Source organism: Dokdonella sp. (assembly GCF_019634775.1).
Taxonomy (GTDB): domain Bacteria; phylum Pseudomonadota; class Gammaproteobacteria; order Xanthomonadales; family Rhodanobacteraceae; genus Dokdonella.
This window is the reverse complement of sequence record NZ_JAHCAS010000001.1, coordinates 921,578-940,072: the sequence shown is the minus strand read 5'-3', so window position 1 is coordinate 940,072 and position 18,495 is coordinate 921,578. Positions and strand designations below refer to the sequence as shown.

The window sequence follows — 18,495 nt, the reverse complement described above, 5'->3', positions numbered from 1 at the left end:
GGTCGACCCACGACCATTGGTTAATGGAAGTTCGCCAGCGGACGTGTGCATGCTGGCCGCGCCTACATTCCGGGAGGGGCAATCATGGTGACGTCAAAGAACAGAACAGGTCTGCGCTTGAGCTCACTGGCCATCGCCTGCGCGCTAGTACTGCCGGGCGTCGTCCACGCCGATTCCGAGCGTGAAGCGGCCCTTGAGCAACGCATCGCCGAGCTCGAACGCCAGATCCAGGAACTCGCCGCCGAGTTCAAGGCCCAGCGTGCGGCACCAGCGCCGGCCGCTGCGCCGGCGGTGCCGGCCGGCAAGCTGCCGATCCAGGCCGTGTCGCTGACGCCGGGCTCGCCGGCGGGAACCACGTTGCGCTACGGCGGCTTCATCAAGGCCGACTTCCTGGCCACCAAGACGCACGACGGCCAGCTGGCCGATTCGGCGGTCGGGCGCGCACTGTACGTGCCAAGCCAGACGCCGGTCGGTGGTCGCGCCGCCGATGTCGACTACGATGCGCATGCGAAGTTCTCGCGCTTCGGCATCGGCATCGACACGGTGACCGAGTCCGGCTCCAAGGGCGGCGCCTATGTCGAGATGGACTTCTTCGGTAACGCGCTCGGCAACCAGAACGCGACGAACACGTATGGCGTGACCATGCGTCATGCCTACGCCTACTGGAACAGCTGGCTGGCTGGCCAGACCTGGTCGAACTTCATGGATGTCGGCTCGTTGCCGGATACGGTCGACTTCGTCGGTCCGACCGACGGCGTGATCTTCGTCCGCCAGGCCCAGGTGCGTTACACCAGCGGCGCGTTCTCGATCGCCCTGGAGAATCCCGAAACGCTCTACATCCCGAACGGTGGCGGCGCCACCACGGCGTCGGACCGCGGTGCCATGCCCGACCTCACCCTGCGCTACGGCTGGAAGGGCGACTGGGGTACGTTTGGTGTCGGTGGCCTGCTGCGTAACCTCAAGGTGCAACGCGCGGGCTCGTCGACAACGCCCGCTGTCGATGACACCGAGTTTGCCGCGGCGCTCACCGTCGGCGGCAAGTGGGTGCTCGGCAAGAACGATGACCTGCGTTACCAGGTCACCGCCGGCAACGGCTTCAGCCGCTACATCGGCCTCGGCATCACCGGCGACACCGCCATCGACGCCGATGGCGACCTCGATGCAATCGGCGGCGTGGCCGGATTTGTCGGCTGGCGTCATGCATGGTCGCCGACGACCCGCACCAACCTCGTCTATGCACGCAGCCAGTACGACAACCCCGTGTCGTTCACCGGCGGCGGCGTCACCGAATCGGTGCAGAGCCTGCGCTTCAACGTCTTCTACTCGCCGTTCCCGAAGGTCGACGTCGGTGCCGAACTGATGGTCGGCAAGCGCGAACTCGAGAATGGCGCCGACGGCCGCATCACGCGTTTGCAGTTCACCACCAAGTACTCGTTCTGACAGAGGAGCAACCAGCATGGCAACCGCAAGCGCAAATCCTTCGCTGACCAAGGGCCATCGGCGGGTCATCCTCGCTTCGAGCCTTGGCACCGTGTTCGAGTGGTATGACTTCTACCTGTACGGCTCGCTCGCCGCGATCATCGCGACGCACTTCTTCTCCTCGTTGCCGTCGGGTAGCGCGTTCGTCATGGCGCTGTTGACCTTCGCTGCGGGATTTGCCGTGCGACCGTTCGGCGCGATCGTGTTCGGCCGCCTCGGCGACATGATCGGTCGCAAGTACACCTTCCTCGTCACCATCGTCATCATGGGCATCTCGACCTTCCTGGTCGGCGTGCTGCCCACCTACGCAAGCATTGGTATCGCCGCACCCATCCTGCTCGTCCTGTTGCGATGCCTGCAAGGCCTCGCTCTCGGTGGTGAATACGGTGGTGCCGCAACCTACGTCGCCGAGCACGCGCCGCAAGGCAAGCGCGGTCTCTACACGAGTTTCATCCAGACCACGGCGACGGTTGGCCTGTTCCTCTCGCTGCTGGTCATTCTCGGCGTGCGCACGTGGCTTGGCGAAGACGACTTCAAGGCCTGGGGCTGGCGCGTTCCGTTCCTGATCTCGTTCCTGCTCCTGTTGGTCTCGGTGTGGATCCGCATGAAGCTCAACGAGTCGCCGCTGTTCCAGCAGATGAAGGCTGAAGGCAAGCACTCGAAGGCGCCGCTGACCGAAAGTTTCGGCAACTGGTCGAACGGCAAGATCGTCCTGCTCGCCCTGCTCGGTGCCACCGCCGGCCAGGCCGTCGTCTGGTACGCCGGCCAGTTCTACGCGCTGTTCTTCCTCACCCAGACGCTCAAGGTCGATGCAGTGACGGCGAACCTGTACATCGCCGCGGCCCTGGCGATTGCCACCGGAGGCTTCATCCTGTTTGGCTGGTTGTCGGACAAGATCGGCCGCAAGCCGATCATCATGGCCGGGTGCCTGCTCGCCGCGGTGACCTATTTCCCGATCTTCAAGGCGCTCACCCACTACGCCAACCCGGCGCTCGAAGCGGCGGCGCAGAACTCGCCGGCCGTCGTCGTCGCCGATCCGAAAGACTGCTCGTTCCAGTTCGTGCCCGGTGAGCTCAAGGGCCACGTCAAGTTCACCAATTCCTGCGACATCGTGAAGAACCTGCTCAATGCACGCAGCGTGACCTACACGAACGAGGCGGCGCCGGCAGGAACGCTGGCCAGTGTGCGCATCGGCTCGACCGTCATCCAGAGCGTCGCCGTCGCCGGCATGAGTGCCGACGAGGCCAAGGCCGCCTCGGCCAAGCTCGCCGCCGACGTGACCGCGGCGATCGACGCGGCCGGGTATCCGGCCAAGGCCGACACATCGCAGATGAACAAGCCGATGATCCTGCTGTTGCTGGTCATCCTCGTCCTCTATGTGACGATGGTGTATGGACCGATCGCGGCCTGGCTCGTCGAACTGTTCCCGACGCGCATCCGTTACACCTCGATGTCACTGCCGTACCACATCGGCAACGGCTGGTTCGGCGGCTTCCTGCCGACCACGGCCTTCGCCCTCGTGCTGCTGACCGGCAACATCTACACCGGTCTGTGGTATCCGATCGTCGTTGCCCTGATGACCTTCGTGATCGGCACGCTCTTCCTCAAGGAAACCAAGGACGTCGACATTTCCAAGTGACGTAGCCACGCGCCGCTCCTCCCCGGCGGCGTGGCACGAAGGGCCGGACGATCTTCGTCCGGCCCTTTTTTTGCGTGTCCACGCGGTCCATTCACCCAACCAGGCCGTGCTTGATGACCGAAGCACGGCGCGGAAAGGTTTCCTGGGTGCGTTTGGCGATTTGCGCCTGGCCGCTCCCTGGTTGCCTCGATTGTGCGATCAGGGACAGGCGCACCGGTTCATGCCCGTTTGATTGCGCCGATGATGGCCAGCAGGATGATCGCGCCGATCAGTGCGCGGACGATCGAGCCGGCGATACCGGAGCCGATGCTGACGCCGATCGTCGGCAACAGCCAACCGGCGAGGAAGGCGCCGACGATGCCGACCACGATGTTGCCGATCACGCCGCAGCCGAAGCCGCGCATGATCAGGCCGGCCAGCCAGCCAGCGATACCGCCGACGACCAGCAAGACAACCAGGGATTCAAGGCTCATCGCGAGTTCCAGGATCACGTCGCCGCACGCGACGCATGGATTGTGCCCGGCGCGGCATGGCCGCGCGACACGGATCAGTTTGGCTGCTCGGGGTCGGACGGCGGCGGCTGGGAGGGGGGCGTGGCGCGTGCTTTGGCGTGCTCGCGCATGGCCGCGATGACATCCGGCTGGAGCATGGTCGCTTCCGGCCGCGCGCGCGCCGAAATGCGGTCCGAGGCGATCGCGAACACGGTGCCGAATGCGCCGACCAGGGAAATCAGCAGGCCAATGCCGAGCAGGCCTGGGCTGCGCGTGGTGAAGGTGATCACCACGCCGACAATGAACAGCGCAATCATGATCCAGCGGGTCATTGGCACGGCATCCCCGTAGCAGTGACGACGGCGCCCGCCCGGGTCGCCGCACCACGCCAAACTACCAGAGTCCCTCGTTGTTGCGCACGACCGCCGGTCGGAAGGAATGTCGCGTTGCTACGGTTCCCCGCGACACCCGGGGATCGACGCCGCTGCAACGAAACCGCAGACTGTGCGCATGGACATCGTCTCGCAATGGGCCCTCGCCGCCGGCCTGGCCTGGGCCAGCGGCTTCCGGCTTTACGCCGCGGTCTTTCTTGTCGGACTGCTCGGCCGTCTCGAGTGGATCGAGCTGCCGGGCTCGCTCGCCGTGGTCGAACATTCCTGGGTGCTGATCGCCGCAGGTGTGATGCTGGTCGGCGAGTTTCTTGCCGACAAGATCCCGGCCTTCGACTCGGTATGGGACGGCCTCAACACCTTCATCCGCATCCCGGCCGGCGCCCTGCTTGCCTGGGGGGCGTTCGGCGAGGACACCCCGGCCATGCAGTTCGCCGCCGCCCTCGTCGGCGGCTTCATCAGCAGTGGCACGCATCTGTTCAAGAGCGGCGGCCGCGCGCTCATCAACGGTTCGCCGGAGCCCCTGTCGAACTGGACGGCCAGCCTCAGCGAAGACGGCATGTTGCTCGTCGGCCTCTGGCTCGCCATCGCCCATCCCTGGGTGTTCCTCGTCCTGCTCGTACTGTTCCTTGCCCTCGTCGCCTGGCTGCTGCCGAAACTGTTCCGTCTGTTCGGCCGCATCTTCCGTCGCCTGCGTGGTGCGGCGCGGGCCTGACCCCACCCCGGTAGACCACGGAGCGCACCCTGTGCGCGATCGCGTTTCGGCGACGTTGCGACGATCGCGCACAGGGTGCGCTCCTGCGACGGGTGTATGTGCATGGAGGTCAGCGCGACGCTTGTCCCATTCCCCATTCCCGGCTTCACGCCGAAAACCGCACCTCGCGCAGCGCCGCATCGGGCAGCGCGTACGAAGTCGCCAGCAGGTCCCCTTCCAGGATGATCTCCGGGAAGACCAGGCCGGCGAGAACCTGCACCGCAAAGATCTCCTGTACGCCGCCGGTGAACTTGAGCAGGGCGACCGTGGTGCCCTGCTCGATGTCGACGACCCACACGCCGGACAGGCGTTCGCTGTTGTCATCGGTGATCGGGATGTCGGTGAAGGCATTGCTCTCACGCAATTGCGACAGGCCGATGAAGGCGAAGCGACCGATGAAGTCGATGCCGCGTGCGAAACCCGGCACTCGAGCGACATCGCGCTTCGCCCCACTGAGAGGATCGATTTCGACAAGTGCGCCGCGGCCCGATTCGAGCAGCCACAGCCGGCCATCGTGCCAACGTGGTGAATGCGGCATCGACAGGCCTTCGGCGATGATGCGGCCATCGGCGAGGTCGGCAAGCACGCCGCCATCGCGCTTGTTCGCACGCCATCCCTGTGGCGTGTCGGTGGCGCCGAGCGCGCTGACATAGCGCGGCTCACCATCGCGCAGGCCGAGGCCGTTGAGATGGCAGCGGTCCTCCGGCGCGTAGTGGCCGACCCACGGCGGTCTCCAGCGCGGCACGAAGCTGGAGCGTTCGTCGAGCGTGCACAGGCACGAGAACAGCGTGTTGACGAACCACAGCGTGCCGTCGGCGGCGAAGGCCATCTCGTGCACGTCGATCGCACCGGTGATGTGCGTTCGCCGTGCGAGGAAGACGGCATCGTGGCGCGGCGGATCGGCGAGGCGCGGTGCGGTCGCCGGCATGTTGCGCAGTTCAGCGATCTCGGCGAAGGCGCCGACGGCGAGGCGTTCGCGATCGGCGGCCAGTCCCATCGGCCGGTTGAAGGTGCGGAAATGCGTGTTGATGCGTTCGCCATCGGCACGCAGCACCACCAGCTTGCCGGCTTGATAGGTGCTCACCAGCAGGCTTGCGCGCAGTGAGCGCAGCAGGCCCGGAAAGTTCGCCGTGTGCGCGCTGGCCAGCGGTTGCGCGGCGTGCGGACCGTCGTGCATGGATATTGCCACCTCGTCGGGGTCGGTCAAGATAGCGCGGCGCAACGCGCGCCGGAACGTCAGCGTTCCGAGTGTCCTGGGTCGAACCAGTCGCGGCGCGTGAACAGGCCCGGGCGGATCAGGTCGATGAAGGCGCGCGCCTCGGCGCTCAGGTATTTGCCCTTGCGCAGCACCACGCCATAGCTGCGCTGGGGAAAGTACTGGCGCAGGTTGCGCACGCCGAGGCGCGCACGGTCGGCTTCGCCGATGCAGATGCCGGTGACGATCGAGATGCCCAGGCCCATCGCCACGTACTGCTTGATGACCTCCCAGCCGCCAACCTCGATGGCGACGTGGTAGGGCACGTTGCGCTTCTGGAAAACCAGATCGACGAGGCGGTAGGTGGTCAGGCGCTTCGGCGGCAGGATCAGGCCGTACGGCGAAAGATCCTCCAGCGTGATCACGGACTTCTGCATCAACGGATGCTCGGGTGGTGTGATCAGCAAGGGGTCGAAGTGGTAGAGCGGCTCGTAGGAAAGATCGTTCGGCACATCGAGCATCGAACCGACGGCGAAGTCGACCTCGTCCGAGCGCAGCAAGGCGAGCCCGTCTGTGCCGGTGACGTTGGCCAGGTTGAGATGGATCTCCGGGTGGCGCGCGCGGAAGGCCGCGACCATGTCGGGCAGCAGGTACTGGATGGTGGCGTTGCCGCAGGCGATGTCGAGGCCGGGTGGGCCGAGCCGGTCGGTTCGCGCGCGGAAGGCTTCGTCGATGCCCTCGAAGCCCTCGATGAGCGGGCGCGCGAGGTCGTACAGCACCTGGCCCTGCGCGGTCGGGGTCACCCGTCGTCGCCGGCGTTCCAGCAGCGGCGCGCCGAGTTCCTGTTCGAGCGCGCCCAACTGCAGGCTGACCGAGGGCTGCGACAGGAACAGCGCCTCGGCCGCGCGTGACAGCGTGCCGAACTTGACCGTGTAGCAGAACGCGCGCAGTTGCTTGAGCCGGTTGCCCTTGTAGTAGTAGCGCGGTGTGGCGGTGCCGGAGAGGGCCTTTGCGCGCGCCCGCGAAGCCGGTTTTTGCTCGGTTTTTGCCATGAAAGTCAGCGACTTGAACAATATTTGACAGTGTCAATGTGTTGCATTGAAACATTCACATTGTCAAATGAAAAGTCCCGGGCGTAGCCTGCAAGGCCTCCACCGAGGATCGCCGCATGTCTGCCGCCATCGAACGCGCTGTCCCGACCCCTCCCCTGCCCGCCGGCCTCGTGCTTGGCGCCGCCGCTGACGAGCGCGTGCTGACGCCGGCCGCCTTGGCCTTCGTCGCCGACCTGCACCGCCGCTTCGATGCACGCCGTCGCGAACTGCTGGCTGCCCGCGTCATCCGCCAGGCGCGCTTCGACGCCGGCGAACGGCCTGACTTTCTCGCCGAAACCGCGGCGATCCGTGCCGGTGACTGGCGCGTCGCACCGATTCCTGAGGTGTTGCTCGACCGCCGCGTCGAAATCACCGGCCCGGTCGACCGCAAGATGATCATCAACGCGCTGAATTCGGGCGCCAAGGTGTTCATGGCCGACTTCGAAGACTCGACCTCGCCGACCTGGGGCAACCTCGTCGACGGCCAGAACAACCTGATCGACGCCGTTTCCGGCAGCATCGAGTACACCACGCCGGAAGGGCGGCACTACGCACTCAAACCCGACCCTGCCGTCCTGATCGTGCGTCCGCGCGGCTGGCACCTGCCCGAGAAACATGTCCGCGTCGACGGCACCGAAGTCGCAGGTGCGCTGTTCGATTTCGGCCTGTTTGCCTTCCACAACGCCAAGGCCCTGCACGCGCGCGCGCGTGGGCCGTTCCTCTACCTGCCGAAGCTGCAAAGCCATGCCGAAGCCGCGTTGTGGGACGAGGTGCTCGCGCATGCCGAAGTCACGCTCGGCCTGCCTGCCGGCACGATCAAGGTCACCGTACTGATCGAAACCCTGCCGGCCGCATTCGAGATGGATGAGATCCTGTACGCGCTCAAGGACCGCATCGTCGGTCTCAACTGCGGGCGTTGGGACTACATCTTTTCCTGCATCAAGACCCTGCGTGCGCATCGCGAGCACGTGCTGCCCGAACGCGCCCAGGTCGGCATGACCGTGCCCTTCCTCAAGGCCTACAGCGAACTGCTGATCAAGACCTGCCATCGCCGCGGCGCATTCGCCATGGGCGGCATGGCTGCGCAGATCCCGATCAGTGGCGATGTGCAGGCGAACGAGGCGGCACTCGCGCGGGTGCGCGCCGACAAGCAGCGCGAGGCGCGCGCCGGTCATGACGGCACCTGGGTCGCGCACCCGGGCCTGATCGCGGTCGCACTCGCCGAATTCGATGCGGTCATGCCGGCACCGAACCAGCTCGACAACCGGCGCGACGATGTCGAAGTGGGTCGCGAGGACCTGCTCGCCGTGCCGGCCGGCACGATCACCCGTGCCGGCTTCATCAACAATGTCGACGTTTGCGTGCGTTACCTCGCTGCCTGGCTCGACGGCCTCGGCTGTGTGCCGATCCATCACCTTATGGAGGATGCGGCGACCGCGGAGATCTCGCGCGCCCAGCTCTGGCAGTGGCTGCATCACGAAGGCCTCGCCCTCGACGACGGCACGCCGATCGATTTCGCCTTGTTCGACGCCGTGCTCGACGGCTGCATCGCACGCCTGCCGGCCAGCGGTCTGCCGGGCCAACAACGCATCGCCGAAGCGGTCGCCATGCTGGGCGAACTGACCCATGCGGCCGAACTGGCCGAGTTCCTGACCTTGCCAGCGTACGCGCGCCTGGCCTGACCACCCCGACCCCGATCCACCCGAGGACACCGCCATGAGCAAGAACCCGATGCCGAGCGCAGATCAACTGAAACTCGATTGGACCAACAACCCGCGCTGGGCAGGCATCACGCGCAACTACTCGGTCGAGGACGTGGTGCGCCTGCGCGGCACCATACATGTCGAGCATTCGATCGCGCGGCTCGGTGCCGAGAAGCTGTGGTCGTCGCTGCACAAGGAGCCGTTCGTCAATGCGCTCGGAGCGCTGACCGGCAATCAGGCCATGCAGCAGGTCAAGGCCGGCCTCAAGGCGATCTACCTGTCGGGCTGGCAGGTAGCCGCCGATGCCAACCTCGCCGGTCAGATGTATCCGGACCAGTCGCTGTATCCGGCCGATTCCGTGCCGGCCGTGGTCCGGCGCATCAACAACGCGCTGCTGCGTGCCGACCAGCTGCACCACGCCGAAGGCGACGACTCGATCGACTTCCTGCAGCCCATCGTGGCTGACGCCGAGGCCGGCTTTGGCGGCGTGCTCAATGCCTTCGAACTGATGAAGGCGATGATCGAGGCCGGTGCCGCCGGCGTGCACTTCGAGGATCAGCTCGCCTCGGTCAAGAAGTGCGGCCACATGGGCGGCAAGGTACTGGTGCCCACCCGCGAAGCGATCGAAAAACTCAACGCCGCGCGCCTCGCCGCCGACGTCATGGGCGTGCCGACGATCATCGTCGCGCGCACCGACGCCGAGGCCGCGGATCTGCTGACCAGCGACATCGATCCGAACGACCGGCCGTTCTGCACCGGCGAGCGCACCGTCGAAGGCTTCTTCAAGACCCGCAACGGACTTGACCAGTCGATCAGTCGCGGCCTCGCCTACGCGCCGTACGCAGACCTCGTCTGGTGCGAGACCGGCAAGCCGGATCTCGAGTTCGCGCGCCGGTTCGCCGAGGCGATCCATGCCAAGTACCCGGGCAAGCTGCTTGCCTACAACTGCTCGCCGTCGTTCAACTGGAAGAAGAACCTCGACGACGCCACCATCGCGAAGTTCCAGAAGGAAATCGCGAGCTATGGCTACAAGTTCCAGTTCATCACCCTGGCCGGTTTCCACGCGCTCAACTACTCGATGTTCAACCTGGCATATGGCTATGCGCGCAACCAGATGAGCGCCTTCGTTGAACTGCAGGAGGCCGAGTTTGCCGCCGCCGAGCGCGGCTTCACCGCGGTCAAGCACCAGCGTGAAGTCGGCACCGGCTACTTCGATCAGGTCACCCAGGCCATCCAGCAGGGCCAGTCGTCGACCACCGCGCTCAAGGGTTCGACCGAGGAAGCGCAGTTCCACGGCGAGCACAAGAGCGCGGCCTGAGGGTCGCATTCGGCGTCGGTATCGGAACGTGGGGTTGGAGGAGCCGAAGAGGCCTCGGGCCCCGCGTTCCGGCAGCGCGGCCGGAACGTGTTCCATCCGCGCGCTATCCACGGCACCGCGGGGTTGGGGTGTTGCGGCGCGCAACGGCCTTCGGCGCAGTCCGGCCAAGACCTGCTTGGCGAAATGCAGCAATCGGTTACCATCTCGCGGCGCATGGGACGGTGCGGGGGAACGAGGATGCCAAGCAGCCCTTCGGCAATAAGCGTCACGCCGCTCGAAAGGTTCGGAGCCAACAGGCAGCGGTCACCGCTGCTGCTGCGAGAGTTGTCCGAGCGCGAGTTCAACCTGTTCGCCGCTGCCAGCGACCGGCGCGAGGTACGCGATGGCGAGGTCATCTTCCGTCTCGGCGAGCTCGGTCGCAGCATGTTCATCGTCGAATCCGGCCAGGTTCGACTCGAGTTCGGCAGCAGCATGCCTGACAAGCTGATCGGTCCGCGCGAGTTCTTCGGCGAGCTCACGCTGTTCATTGGCAACCACACGCGTGTCGCCAATGCGGTGGCGACTGCGCCGACCGTCATGCACGTCATCGAGCAGCAGGCCTTCGACGTGCTGCTCGACACCGAACCACACCTGCTCGCGCAGTTCATGCGCCGCTCGTTCGCCTATCTCGTCGCCAGCGAACAGCAGCTCATCGCCAGTCTCAAGCGGCGCAACGAGGACCTCATGGTCACCCTCGATTCGCTGCGCCAGACCCAGACCCAGCTCAACACGGCGCAGCGTCTGGTGCAGACGGACGAGTTGACCAGCCTGTGCAACCGTCGCGGCCTCTACACCTATCTCGATCAGCTCGAGCGCACGCGCCTGCCCGGCACCGTGCTCGGCCTCATGCTGATCGATATCGATCGCTTCAAGCAGATCAACGACCGTTGTGGCCACCTCGTCGGCGACCTCGTGCTGCGCGCGATCGCCGAGGAAGTGCTCAATGTGGCAGCGCCCTGCGACCTGCCGTGCCGCCTGGGCGGCGACGAGTTCGCCTTGCTCGTACAGGTCACCGGTGTCGAGGAACTGGCTGCGCGTGCCAGCCAGATCGTGAGCTCGGTGCGTTCATTGCGTTTCCCTGCCGCGGTGAACGGCGTCGACGTCAGCGTCAGCATCGGCGCCAGCCTGTGCACCGAGGCCAACGACTGGGCGGTCTGGTACAGCGAAGCCGACCTCATGCTCTACGAGATCAAGGGTCAGGGCGGCAACGGCTTCCGCACGCCGGCAGTTTGATCCGCGCCGAATCCGGGCAGGGCCTGATCCAACCCTTTCACTGCTGCAGCCGCTCGCACAAGAGGCTGATTGCATGGAGGCGGCGTCAGCCCCGAAAGGCAAAACCGCTAGTGCACCCAGCGCCCCGCACGCCGCCGCGGCGGTGTGCGCGGCTCGGTGCCGTGCAAGCGGGCATTCTCCTCGTGGGTCACCGGATGCTCGCGCCAGTAGCTGGCCACGGCCTCGACCGATTCGGGAATGCGGGCGATGCATTCGTCGTATTCCTCGTCGGTCAGCGGCGCGAAGTCGGCATCGCTTTCGAACACCTCGTCCTCGATCGACAGGGCGATGATCGGGCCGAGATGCTGCATGAGGTCGGAATCCTGGCCGAGACGGGCTTCCCAGACCGACGCGCGCAGGTCGATGCCACGGCTGAAGCCCTCGCACCAGCCACGTGAGGTGAAGGCGGTGTCACCGTCGTCGGTGTCGATCTCGCCGAGGATCGGTTCGTAGGCGCCGGTCTCGATCTCGAGCAGCACCGAATCGTTGAGGCGGGCGAGCAGGGTCAGCACGCGCTCGCCCTCCTCGGCATCGGCGAAGGGTTCGTGCAGCACCTCGGCCAGCCACTCGTCGGGTTTGGGCGGCTGCGGGCCGATCGCCAGCGAAGTGAGCAGGCCGTGCACACCGTCGAGCAGCAAGGTGTCCTCCTCGGCGTGCGCGCGCAGGAACTCGTCGAGTTCCTCGAGCTCGCTGTCGGCGAGCGAGGCGGGCCAGGATTCAGAAGTCATCGGCAAGCTCCAGCAGCACGGGCGCATGGTCGGACGGACGATCCCATTCCCGCGGTGAGCGGTCGATGGTGGCGGCGCGCGCGCGCGGCTTCAAGGTTTCGCTGGCCAACACGAGGTCGATGCGCAAGCCGAGATTGCGCCGGAACGCGGCCTGGCGGTAATCCCACCACGAATAGTGCCCGCCATCGGCCTCGAACAGCCGGAAACTGTCGATCAGGCCGAGATCGAGCAGTCGGCGCAGCGCCTCGCGCTCGGGCGTCGAACACAGGATCTGCTCATGCCAGGCGACCGGATCGTGCACGTCACGATCGTCCGGAGCGATGTTGAAATCACCCATCACGACCAGACGCGGATCGTTGCGCAGTTCGCCTTCGAGAAAGCGCGTGACCTTGTCCAGCCAGTCGAGCTTGTAGGCGTACTTTTCGCTGCCGACGGCTTGGCCGTTGACCACGTAGAGGTTGGCCACCCGCAGGCCGCCGACGCTGGCCACGAGCACGCGCCGCTGCGGATCGTCGAGGCCGGGAATGTCGGTCACGACATCCTCGATCGGCGCGCGCGCGAGCAGGGCGACGCCGTTGTAGGTCTTCTGTCCGGAAAAGCGCACCGTGTAACCGAGCGCCTCGATCGCGGCACGCGGAAACTTCGCGTCCTCGAGCTTGGTTTCCTGCAAGGCCAGCACATCCGGCTGCGCCAGGCCGCACCAGCGCTCGACATGCGCCAGACGCACGTTGAGCGAATTGACGTTCCAGCTGGCGATTTTCATGGGCGTCTGGTCCGCGACGGTGTGTCGATCTTACCGGTCCGCCGAGCGGACGGATGAAACCCGGCGGCGCGGCGGCTTGACCGCGGTGATGCGTCTGCGCCAGTGTCGGTCGCGAACAGGGTCGTCGTCCCGGGAGCACTGATCATGGCCGCCTTGAAGTACGCGTTGTCCCGTCGCTGGCTGCACTGGAGCATCGTCTTGCTGATGGTCGCGGCCTATCTGCTGATCGAGTTCCGCGTCGTGTTCGAGCGCGGCACGGCGCCTCGCGCGGCGATGGTGCAGGGGCACTTCTGGGTCGGCATCGCCATCCTCGCCCTGATGCTGCCGCGCCTGCTGCTGGCCATACGCAAACCGGCGCCGCCGGTCTCGCCGCCATTGCCGCGCTGGCAGGCCGTGCCCGCCAAGGCCGCGCATGTGCTGCTGTACGCGATGCTGGTCGTCCAGCCTTTGCTCGGCATTGCCACCGCGTGGACCGATGGCAAGCCGATCCTCGTGCCTTTCACGTCGATCGCGTTGCCGGCCCTGCTCGCAACCGACAAGGCACTCGCGGACCAGCTCGAGGACATCCACAAGCTCGTCGCCAACGGTTTCTACCTCGTGGTCGGTCTGCACGTGCTGGCCGCGCTGTACCACCACTTCGGCCGCCGCGACGATACGCTGCGGCGGATGATTTGAAGCGGGACCGTGATTGGCGAAAGCGAAGGCAAGAGCGACGCCCTGCCCGAATCACGAGTCACGACTACACGGCCGGCACCGGCTCCGCCGGCGGCACGTCGCCGCGGCGCTGCGCTTCCTCGAGTTTCGGCACCAGGCGGACCAGCGCCTCGACCGAATCGCACATGCTGCGCGCGATCTCGCTCTCGCCCATGATCGTCGCATCGGCGCCGGCCTTGAGCAGGTAGGCCACTTCCTCGTCGGAATGGGCGCGGGCAAGGATGGCAATGCCGGGGTTGACCTCGCGCGCCTGCTTGATGATCGGGCCGGCCTCGAGGGTTTGCGGGATGGCCACGAGCAAGGCACTGGCGGTGGACAGGTGGGCGTCGGCGAGCACGCCCGGGCTGACCGCGTTGCCGAGGATGCACGGGATACCGAGCTTGCGCGCCTCGATGCAATCGTCGCGGTCGGACTCGATCAGCACCAGTGGCAGCTTCTTTTCGTACAGCGAGCGGCCGACGCGCGAACCGACGCGGCCGAAGCCGATCAGCACGATGTGGCCAGCCGCCGGGATCAGTGCGCGGTCGGGCAGGAAATCGTCTTCGTCGGGTGGCATCGACACACCTTCCTTCGCGGCGGCGTCCTGTACGGCCTCGCGTCGCGCGAACCAGCGGTCGAGGGCGACGAACAACATCGGGTTGACGATGATCGAGAGCAGGGCGCTGGCAAGGATCAGGTTGCGACCTTCCTCGCTGAGCAGGCCGAGGCTGACGCCAAGCGCGGCGAGGATGAAGGAGAACTCGCCGATCTGCGCAAGTGCGGTGGCGATGGTCAGGCTGGTCTGGATCGGATGGCCGAACGCGCGCACGATGAACAGCGCGCCGAGTGATTTGCCGACCGTGATGATAAGGAATGTGGCGAGGATCGCCAGAGGTTGCTCGAGGATGATCCTGGGGTCGAACAACATGCCGACCGAGACGAAGAACAGCACGGCAAAGGCATCACGCATCGGCAGCGAATCGTTGGCTGCCTCGTGGCTCAGTTTCGATTCGTTGAGGACGACGCCAGCAAGGAAGGCGCCGAGCGCGAACGAAACGTCGAACAGCGCCGCCGACATGTAGGCGACACCGAGCGAAATCGCCAGCACCGCCAGCGTGAACAGTTCGCGCGAGCCGGTCGTGGCGGTGCGCTCGAGCAGCCACGGGATGACGCGCCGGCCGACCGCGAACATCAGCACGATGAACACGGTCACCTTGCCGATCGTCCAGACCAGCGCCTTGAGGATGTCGATCGTGTCAGTCGAAGCACCTTCTTCGACCTTGCCGCCGAGCAGGCCGGCCACGGCCGGCAGCATGACCAGCACGAGTACGGTGACCAGATCCTCGACGATCAGCCAGCCGATGGCGATGCGGCCGCGGTTCGTTTCAAGCAGGCGGCGTTCCTCGAGGGCACGCAACAGCACGACCGTGCTGGCGACCGAAAGGCAGATGCCGAACACGAGGCCGGCGCCCCAGGTCCAGCCCAGGCCCCAGGCCAGCAGCATGCCAAGGCCGGTGGCGATGGCGATCTGCGCGAGTGCGCCGGGAATGGCGATCGTGCGCACCGAGAGCAGGTCGCCCAGTGAGAAATGCAGGCCGACGCCGAACATCAGCAGGATCACGCCGATCTCGGACAGTTCGTGGGCGAGGCTCATGTCGGCGACGAAGCCCGGCGTGAACGGGCCGACGACGATTCCGGCGACGAGGTAGCCGAGCAGAGGAGACAGCCGCAACCGCTGCGCGATCATGCCGAACACGAAGGCGAGCACGATGCCGCCGACGAGCATGGCGATGAGGGGCGTGTGGTGCGGCATGCGGGGGCATCCTCGGCATCGGGCGCGCGGTGCGCGGGGATGGGTGACTATAACGGCAGGACCGTACCGGCGTCGCGGGTTTTCTCGCTGGTGGCCACATCAACGCAGGCCCCGGTGCACTCCACCGAAGCCATGCGTTGGCGATGCCGGCCGCACCTGCGCAACCAAGGCATCCGTGGCGATGGGCGATTGGCGCGAGGCGATGGCCGTACCTGGCCCTACTGTTTCGCGCTCTTCGGCATCGGCTCGAACTTCGTCGCGTCGAAGCCGCCGACCTCGAACACCAGGGTACGCGCGGCCCCGCCCTTCTCACGCACGTCGATCGCGACCTTCTTCGCCTTCTGCATTGCCGCAACGAAGGGCTTGTCGTCTTCGATGAAGATCGCCGGTTCGCCGGTCGGCGGGATGCTGCCGGCGAGGGTCTTCTTCGGCTGGTCATCGAACTGCATGGTGATGCGGCACGGCTTGGCGCAGCCGAAGCCCGGCTCGTTGCCGTAGAGGAACACGCTTTCGCCCCACTCGGTATGCCGGCGCAGGACCAGGCGCACACGCTCCTTGCCGGCTGCTTCGGCATCGCGCGCGTTGATCGAGGCCGTGCTCTGCCGGCCGCCGCCCATCGGCGCGACCTGGTAAGCCCATAGCCGCGACAGGCGCCGCGTTTCGGTTTCGGTGCGCGCCTTCTCGCGCAGCGCCTCGATCGATTCGCGCACGGTCGCGGCTTCGGCGCTGTCCGGGAACTTCGCCAGGATCTCGTCGCCGAGCGGCACGGCCAGTTCGGCATTGCCGGCCTCGACCATCTGCTGGTACAGCGCGAACGACTGCGCTGCCGACGGTCCGCTCGGCTTGGCCGCCTCGGCGGCCTGCGGCGGCGGCGTCGACGAGGGCGAACAGGCGGCAAGCAAGGGCAGGGCGAGGGCTAGCGGGGCGAGGCGGTTCATGGGCAGGACCGGATGCGAAAGGAACGCCGACTATAGCGCCGCGGTGCGTGTGGCATCCCGTCGCGAAGCACGCCGCAGCCGCGCCGGCGTCATTACAATGCCATTTTTTCCGTCGGACCCCCGCGATGGCCTACCCGCACACCCGCCTGCGCCGCCTGCGCCGTGATGCCTTTTCGCGCGCACTCGTGCGCGAAACCGTGCTCAGCGTCGACGATCTCATCATGGTTGCCTTCGTCGTCAATGGTGAAGGCCGCAGCGAACCGGTCGCCTCGATGCCGGGCATCGAGCGCCTCTCGATCGACCGCCTGCTCGGCCTCGCCGATGCCTGCGTCGAGCTTGGCATCCCCGCGCTCGCGCTGTTCCCGGCACCCGGACCCGAGGTCAAGACCGACGACGCACGCGAGGCATGGAATCCCGATGGGTTGTTCCAGCGTGCCGCGCGCGCGCTCAAGGCGCGCCATCCGGGCCTCGGTCTGATCGGTGACGTCGCCCTCGACCCGTACACCACCCATGGCCAGGACGGGCTCATCGACGCATCCGGCTACGTCGTCAACGACGCCACCGTGGACGCCCTGGTGAAGATGGCCTTGGCCCAGGCCGACGCCGGCTTTGACTTCGTCGCGCCTTCCGACATGATGGACGGGCGCATCGGCGCCATCCGTGCCGCGCTCGAAGCCGCCGGCCACGTGCACACGCGCATCCTTGCCTATTCGGCGAAATATGCCTCGTCGTTCTACGGCCCGTTCCGCGACGCGGTCGGTTCGGCCGGCAACCTCGGCAAGGGCGGCAAGCACACCTACCAGATGGATATCGCCAACAGCGACGAGGCCTTGCGCGAAGTCGAACTCGACCTCGCCGAGGGCGCCGATGTCGTCATGGTCAAGCCGGGACTGCCCTACCTCGATGTCGTGCACCGCGTGAAGCAACGCTTCGGCGCACCGACCTTCGTCTACCAGGTCAGCGGCGAATACGCGATGCTCAAGGCCGCGGCACAGAACGGCTGGCTCGATGAACGTGCCGTCGTGCTCGAAGCGCTGACCTCGATCAAGCGGGCCGGCGCCGATGCGATCCTGACGTACCATGCACTCGACGCAGCACGCTGGCTGCGGGAGACACGTTGACGCGCATTGCGTTGGCACACTTCACCATCGAGGGAGGATGTCGATGACCGCACCGACCCAGCAGTACGCCGTGTTCGGCCAGCCGATTGCGCATTCGCTGTCGCCACGCATCCACACCGCGTTCGCACGCCAGCTCGGCATCGCCATGGAATACCGCGCGATCGAAGCCTCGGCGGACAGCTTCGTCGCCGAACTTGCACGCTTCGCCGATGCCGGCGGTCGCGGTGCCAACATCACCCTGCCGCTCAAGGCCATCGCCGCGCGGCTGTGCCTTCGCCTCAGCGATCGCGCGCGTCGTGCCGACAGCGTCAACACCCTGCTGCGTGAAGGCGCCGGCTGGTACGGCGACAGCACCGATGGCACCGGCCTCGTGCGCGACATAACCGAGCGCCACCATCTCGATCTGCGCGAGCGTCGTACCCTGCTGCTCGGCGCCGGCGGTGCCGCGCGTGCGGCTGCGTTCGCCCTGTTCGATGCCGGCATCGCCGAACTGACCATCGCCAATCGCACCCCTGAGCGCGCCGACGTATTGGCCGACGTGATCGGCGCGCCAGGGCGCGTGCATACGCGCTACTGGGATGACCTCGGCCAGTGGGGTGCCTACGATCTGGTGGTCAATGCGACCTCGGCCGGCCATGACGGGCATGACCTGGACCTGCCACGTTCGCTGGTCGCGCCGCGCACGCTTTGTTACGACCTTTCCTATGGCAAGGCCGCAATCGGCTTCCTCGCCTGGGCGCGCAGCGCCGGTGCGGAACAGGCCCTCGACGGCCTCGGCATGCTCGTCGAGCAAGCCGCCGAATCGTTCGTCCTGTGGCATGGTCAGCGCCCGGATACCGAGCCGGTCTACGCGGAACTGCGCGCCTACGTTCCCGGTGATGCCGAGGACTGAAAGTCCCCGCACCAAACCCCATCACTGTGGAAGCCGTTCCCGCCAAGGCGAAGCCTTGAGCGTGCTCCGAGCAATCCCGCCCAGGACGGTGACGCCATTACGGGATTGATCAGAGCATGCCTGGCATTGGCGCCTGACAATTCGTGTATTGACTGCTCCGTCAAGCCCGGATTTGTC

The 18,495-nt window shown here is 66.3% G+C and carries 17 protein-coding genes; 9 read left to right on the top strand and 8 right to left on the bottom strand.

The genetic code is table 11. The annotated features are described in order from the left end of the window. Positions 1-84: 84 nt before the first annotated feature. Both KF907_RS04010 and KF907_RS04005 read left to right on the top strand, forming a co-directional pair. Complete coding sequence (locus KF907_RS04010; protein ID WP_472843824.1) at positions 85-1,440, top strand: DcaP family trimeric outer membrane transporter; 1,356 nt, start codon at positions 85-87, stop codon at positions 1,438-1,440. 16 nt (positions 1,441-1,456) lie between these two features. Then, positions 1,457-3,118, top strand: a complete 1,662-nt coding sequence (locus tag KF907_RS04005; protein ID WP_291218427.1) for an MFS transporter — start codon at positions 1,457-1,459, stop codon at positions 3,116-3,118. A 218-nt stretch (positions 3,119-3,336) separates the two neighbouring features. Here the strand turns inward: KF907_RS04005 and KF907_RS04000 are convergent, their stop codons facing one another. Together KF907_RS04000 and KF907_RS03995 are read right to left on the bottom strand one after the other, a co-directional pair. Continuing rightward, positions 3,337-3,591: a GlsB/YeaQ/YmgE family stress response membrane protein gene (locus KF907_RS04000; protein WP_291218426.1), complete on the bottom strand. Its 255-nt coding sequence runs from the start codon at positions 3,589-3,591 to the stop codon at positions 3,337-3,339. 74 nt (positions 3,592-3,665) lie between these two features. Beyond that, positions 3,666-3,941, bottom strand: a complete 276-nt coding sequence (locus KF907_RS03995; RefSeq protein ID WP_291218425.1) for a hypothetical protein — start codon at positions 3,939-3,941, stop codon at positions 3,666-3,668. A gap of 178 nt (positions 3,942-4,119) precedes the next feature. Between KF907_RS03995 and KF907_RS03990 the strand changes: the two genes are divergently transcribed. Continuing rightward, a complete protein-coding gene (locus tag KF907_RS03990) occupies positions 4,120-4,713 on the top strand; it encodes a DUF4126 domain-containing protein (protein ID WP_291218424.1) in 594 nt (197 codons plus the stop codon). 145 nt (positions 4,714-4,858) lie between these two features. On the opposite strand, the gene KF907_RS03985 is transcribed toward KF907_RS03990, so the two are convergent. Beyond that, positions 4,859-5,929, bottom strand: a complete 1,071-nt coding sequence (locus KF907_RS03985; protein WP_291218421.1) for a TIGR03032 family protein — start codon at positions 5,927-5,929, stop codon at positions 4,859-4,861. A gap of 59 nt (positions 5,930-5,988) precedes the next feature. After that, the gene (locus KF907_RS03980) at positions 5,989-6,999 is read right to left on the bottom strand and encodes a LysR family transcriptional regulator (protein ID WP_291218419.1); all 1,011 of its coding nucleotides are present in this window, start codon (positions 6,997-6,999) and stop codon (positions 5,989-5,991) included. A gap of 116 nt (positions 7,000-7,115) precedes the next feature. Between KF907_RS03980 and aceB the strand changes: the two genes are divergently transcribed. From aceB to KF907_RS03965, 3 genes are all read left to right on the top strand, one after another. Then, positions 7,116-8,720 carry a malate synthase A gene (gene aceB / locus KF907_RS03975; RefSeq protein ID WP_291218415.1) on the top strand — a complete coding sequence of 535 codons (1,605 nt, stop codon included), beginning with the start codon at positions 7,116-7,118 and terminating at the stop codon, positions 8,718-8,720. Positions 8,721-8,769: 49 nt separating this feature from the next. Beyond that, entirely contained in the window at positions 8,770-10,059 is a 1,290-nt protein-coding gene (aceA, locus tag KF907_RS03970) for an isocitrate lyase (protein ID WP_472843853.1), read from the top strand. A gap of 237 nt (positions 10,060-10,296) precedes the next feature. Beyond that, positions 10,297-11,331, top strand: coding sequence for a GGDEF domain-containing protein (locus tag KF907_RS03965; protein WP_291218413.1), 1,035 nt, complete (start codon positions 10,297-10,299; stop codon positions 11,329-11,331). Between the two features lie 107 nt (positions 11,332-11,438). On the opposite strand, the gene KF907_RS03960 is transcribed toward KF907_RS03965, so the two are convergent. Further along, entirely contained in the window at positions 11,439-12,098 is a 660-nt protein-coding gene (locus KF907_RS03960; RefSeq protein WP_291218412.1) for a YecA/YgfB family protein, read from the bottom strand. Further along, complete coding sequence (xth, locus tag KF907_RS03955) at positions 12,088-12,861, bottom strand: exodeoxyribonuclease III (protein ID WP_291218408.1); 774 nt, start codon at positions 12,859-12,861, stop codon at positions 12,088-12,090. The genes KF907_RS03960 and xth overlap by 11 nt, the downstream gene beginning before the upstream one ends. A 144-nt stretch (positions 12,862-13,005) precedes the next feature. Between xth and KF907_RS03950 the strand changes: the two genes are divergently transcribed. After that, positions 13,006-13,536 carry a cytochrome b gene (locus tag KF907_RS03950; RefSeq protein ID WP_291218407.1) on the top strand — a complete coding sequence of 177 codons (531 nt, stop codon included), beginning with the start codon at positions 13,006-13,008 and terminating at the stop codon, positions 13,534-13,536. 64 nt (positions 13,537-13,600) lie between these two features. Here the strand turns inward: KF907_RS03950 and ybaL are convergent, their stop codons facing one another. After that, positions 13,601-15,367: a YbaL family putative K(+) efflux transporter gene (gene ybaL, locus KF907_RS03945; protein WP_291218406.1), complete on the bottom strand. Its 1,767-nt coding sequence runs from the start codon at positions 15,365-15,367 to the stop codon at positions 13,601-13,603. 218 nt (positions 15,368-15,585) lie between these two features. After that, entirely contained in the window at positions 15,586-16,305 is a 720-nt protein-coding gene (locus tag KF907_RS03940; RefSeq protein ID WP_291218405.1) for a CBM20 domain-containing protein, read from the bottom strand. Between the two features lie 125 nt (positions 16,306-16,430). Between KF907_RS03940 and hemB the strand changes: the two genes are divergently transcribed. Together hemB and aroE are read left to right on the top strand one after the other, a co-directional pair. Further along, positions 16,431-17,426 (top strand): porphobilinogen synthase, encoded by a 996-nt coding sequence (gene hemB, locus KF907_RS03935; protein WP_291218404.1) that lies wholly within the window; start codon positions 16,431-16,433, stop codon positions 17,424-17,426. Positions 17,427-17,469: 43 nt separating this feature from the next. Further along, entirely contained in the window at positions 17,470-18,318 is an 849-nt protein-coding gene (gene aroE, locus KF907_RS03930; protein ID WP_291218402.1) for a shikimate dehydrogenase, read from the top strand. Positions 18,319-18,495 lie beyond the last annotated feature (177 nt).

Bases quoted from the DNA above. Each gene is read 5' to 3' on its own strand.
- KF907_RS04010 (WP_472843824.1), top strand. From the start codon at position 85: ATGGTGACGTCAAAGAACAGAACAGGTCTGCGCTTGAGCTCACTGGCC.
- KF907_RS04005 (WP_291218427.1), top strand. From the start codon at position 1,457: ATGGCAACCGCAAGCGCAAATCCTTCGCTGACCAAGGGCCATCGGCGG.
- KF907_RS04000 (WP_291218426.1), bottom strand. From the start codon at position 3,591: ATGAGCCTTGAATCCCTGGTTGTCTTGCTGGTCGTCGGCGGTATCGCT.
- KF907_RS03995 (WP_291218425.1), bottom strand. From the start codon at position 3,941: ATGACCCGCTGGATCATGATTGCGCTGTTCATTGTCGGCGTGGTGATC.
- KF907_RS03990 (WP_291218424.1), top strand. From the start codon at position 4,120: ATGGACATCGTCTCGCAATGGGCCCTCGCCGCCGGCCTGGCCTGGGCC.
- KF907_RS03985 (WP_291218421.1), bottom strand. From the start codon at position 5,929: ATGCACGACGGTCCGCACGCCGCGCAACCGCTGGCCAGCGCGCACACG.
- KF907_RS03980 (WP_291218419.1), bottom strand. From the start codon at position 6,999: ATGGCAAAAACCGAGCAAAAACCGGCTTCGCGGGCGCGCGCAAAGGCC.
- aceB (WP_291218415.1), top strand. From the start codon at position 7,116: ATGTCTGCCGCCATCGAACGCGCTGTCCCGACCCCTCCCCTGCCCGCC.
- aceA (WP_472843853.1), top strand. From the start codon at position 8,770: ATGCCGAGCGCAGATCAACTGAAACTCGATTGGACCAACAACCCGCGC.
- KF907_RS03965 (WP_291218413.1), top strand. From the start codon at position 10,297: ATGCCAAGCAGCCCTTCGGCAATAAGCGTCACGCCGCTCGAAAGGTTC.
- KF907_RS03960 (WP_291218412.1), bottom strand. From the start codon at position 12,098: ATGACTTCTGAATCCTGGCCCGCCTCGCTCGCCGACAGCGAGCTCGAG.
- xth (WP_291218408.1), bottom strand. From the start codon at position 12,861: ATGAAAATCGCCAGCTGGAACGTCAATTCGCTCAACGTGCGTCTGGCG.
- KF907_RS03950 (WP_291218407.1), top strand. From the start codon at position 13,006: ATGGCCGCCTTGAAGTACGCGTTGTCCCGTCGCTGGCTGCACTGGAGC.
- ybaL (WP_291218406.1), bottom strand. From the start codon at position 15,367: ATGCCGCACCACACGCCCCTCATCGCCATGCTCGTCGGCGGCATCGTG.
- KF907_RS03940 (WP_291218405.1), bottom strand. From the start codon at position 16,305: ATGAACCGCCTCGCCCCGCTAGCCCTCGCCCTGCCCTTGCTTGCCGCC.
- hemB (WP_291218404.1), top strand. From the start codon at position 16,431: ATGGCCTACCCGCACACCCGCCTGCGCCGCCTGCGCCGTGATGCCTTT.
- aroE (WP_291218402.1), top strand. From the start codon at position 17,470: ATGACCGCACCGACCCAGCAGTACGCCGTGTTCGGCCAGCCGATTGCG.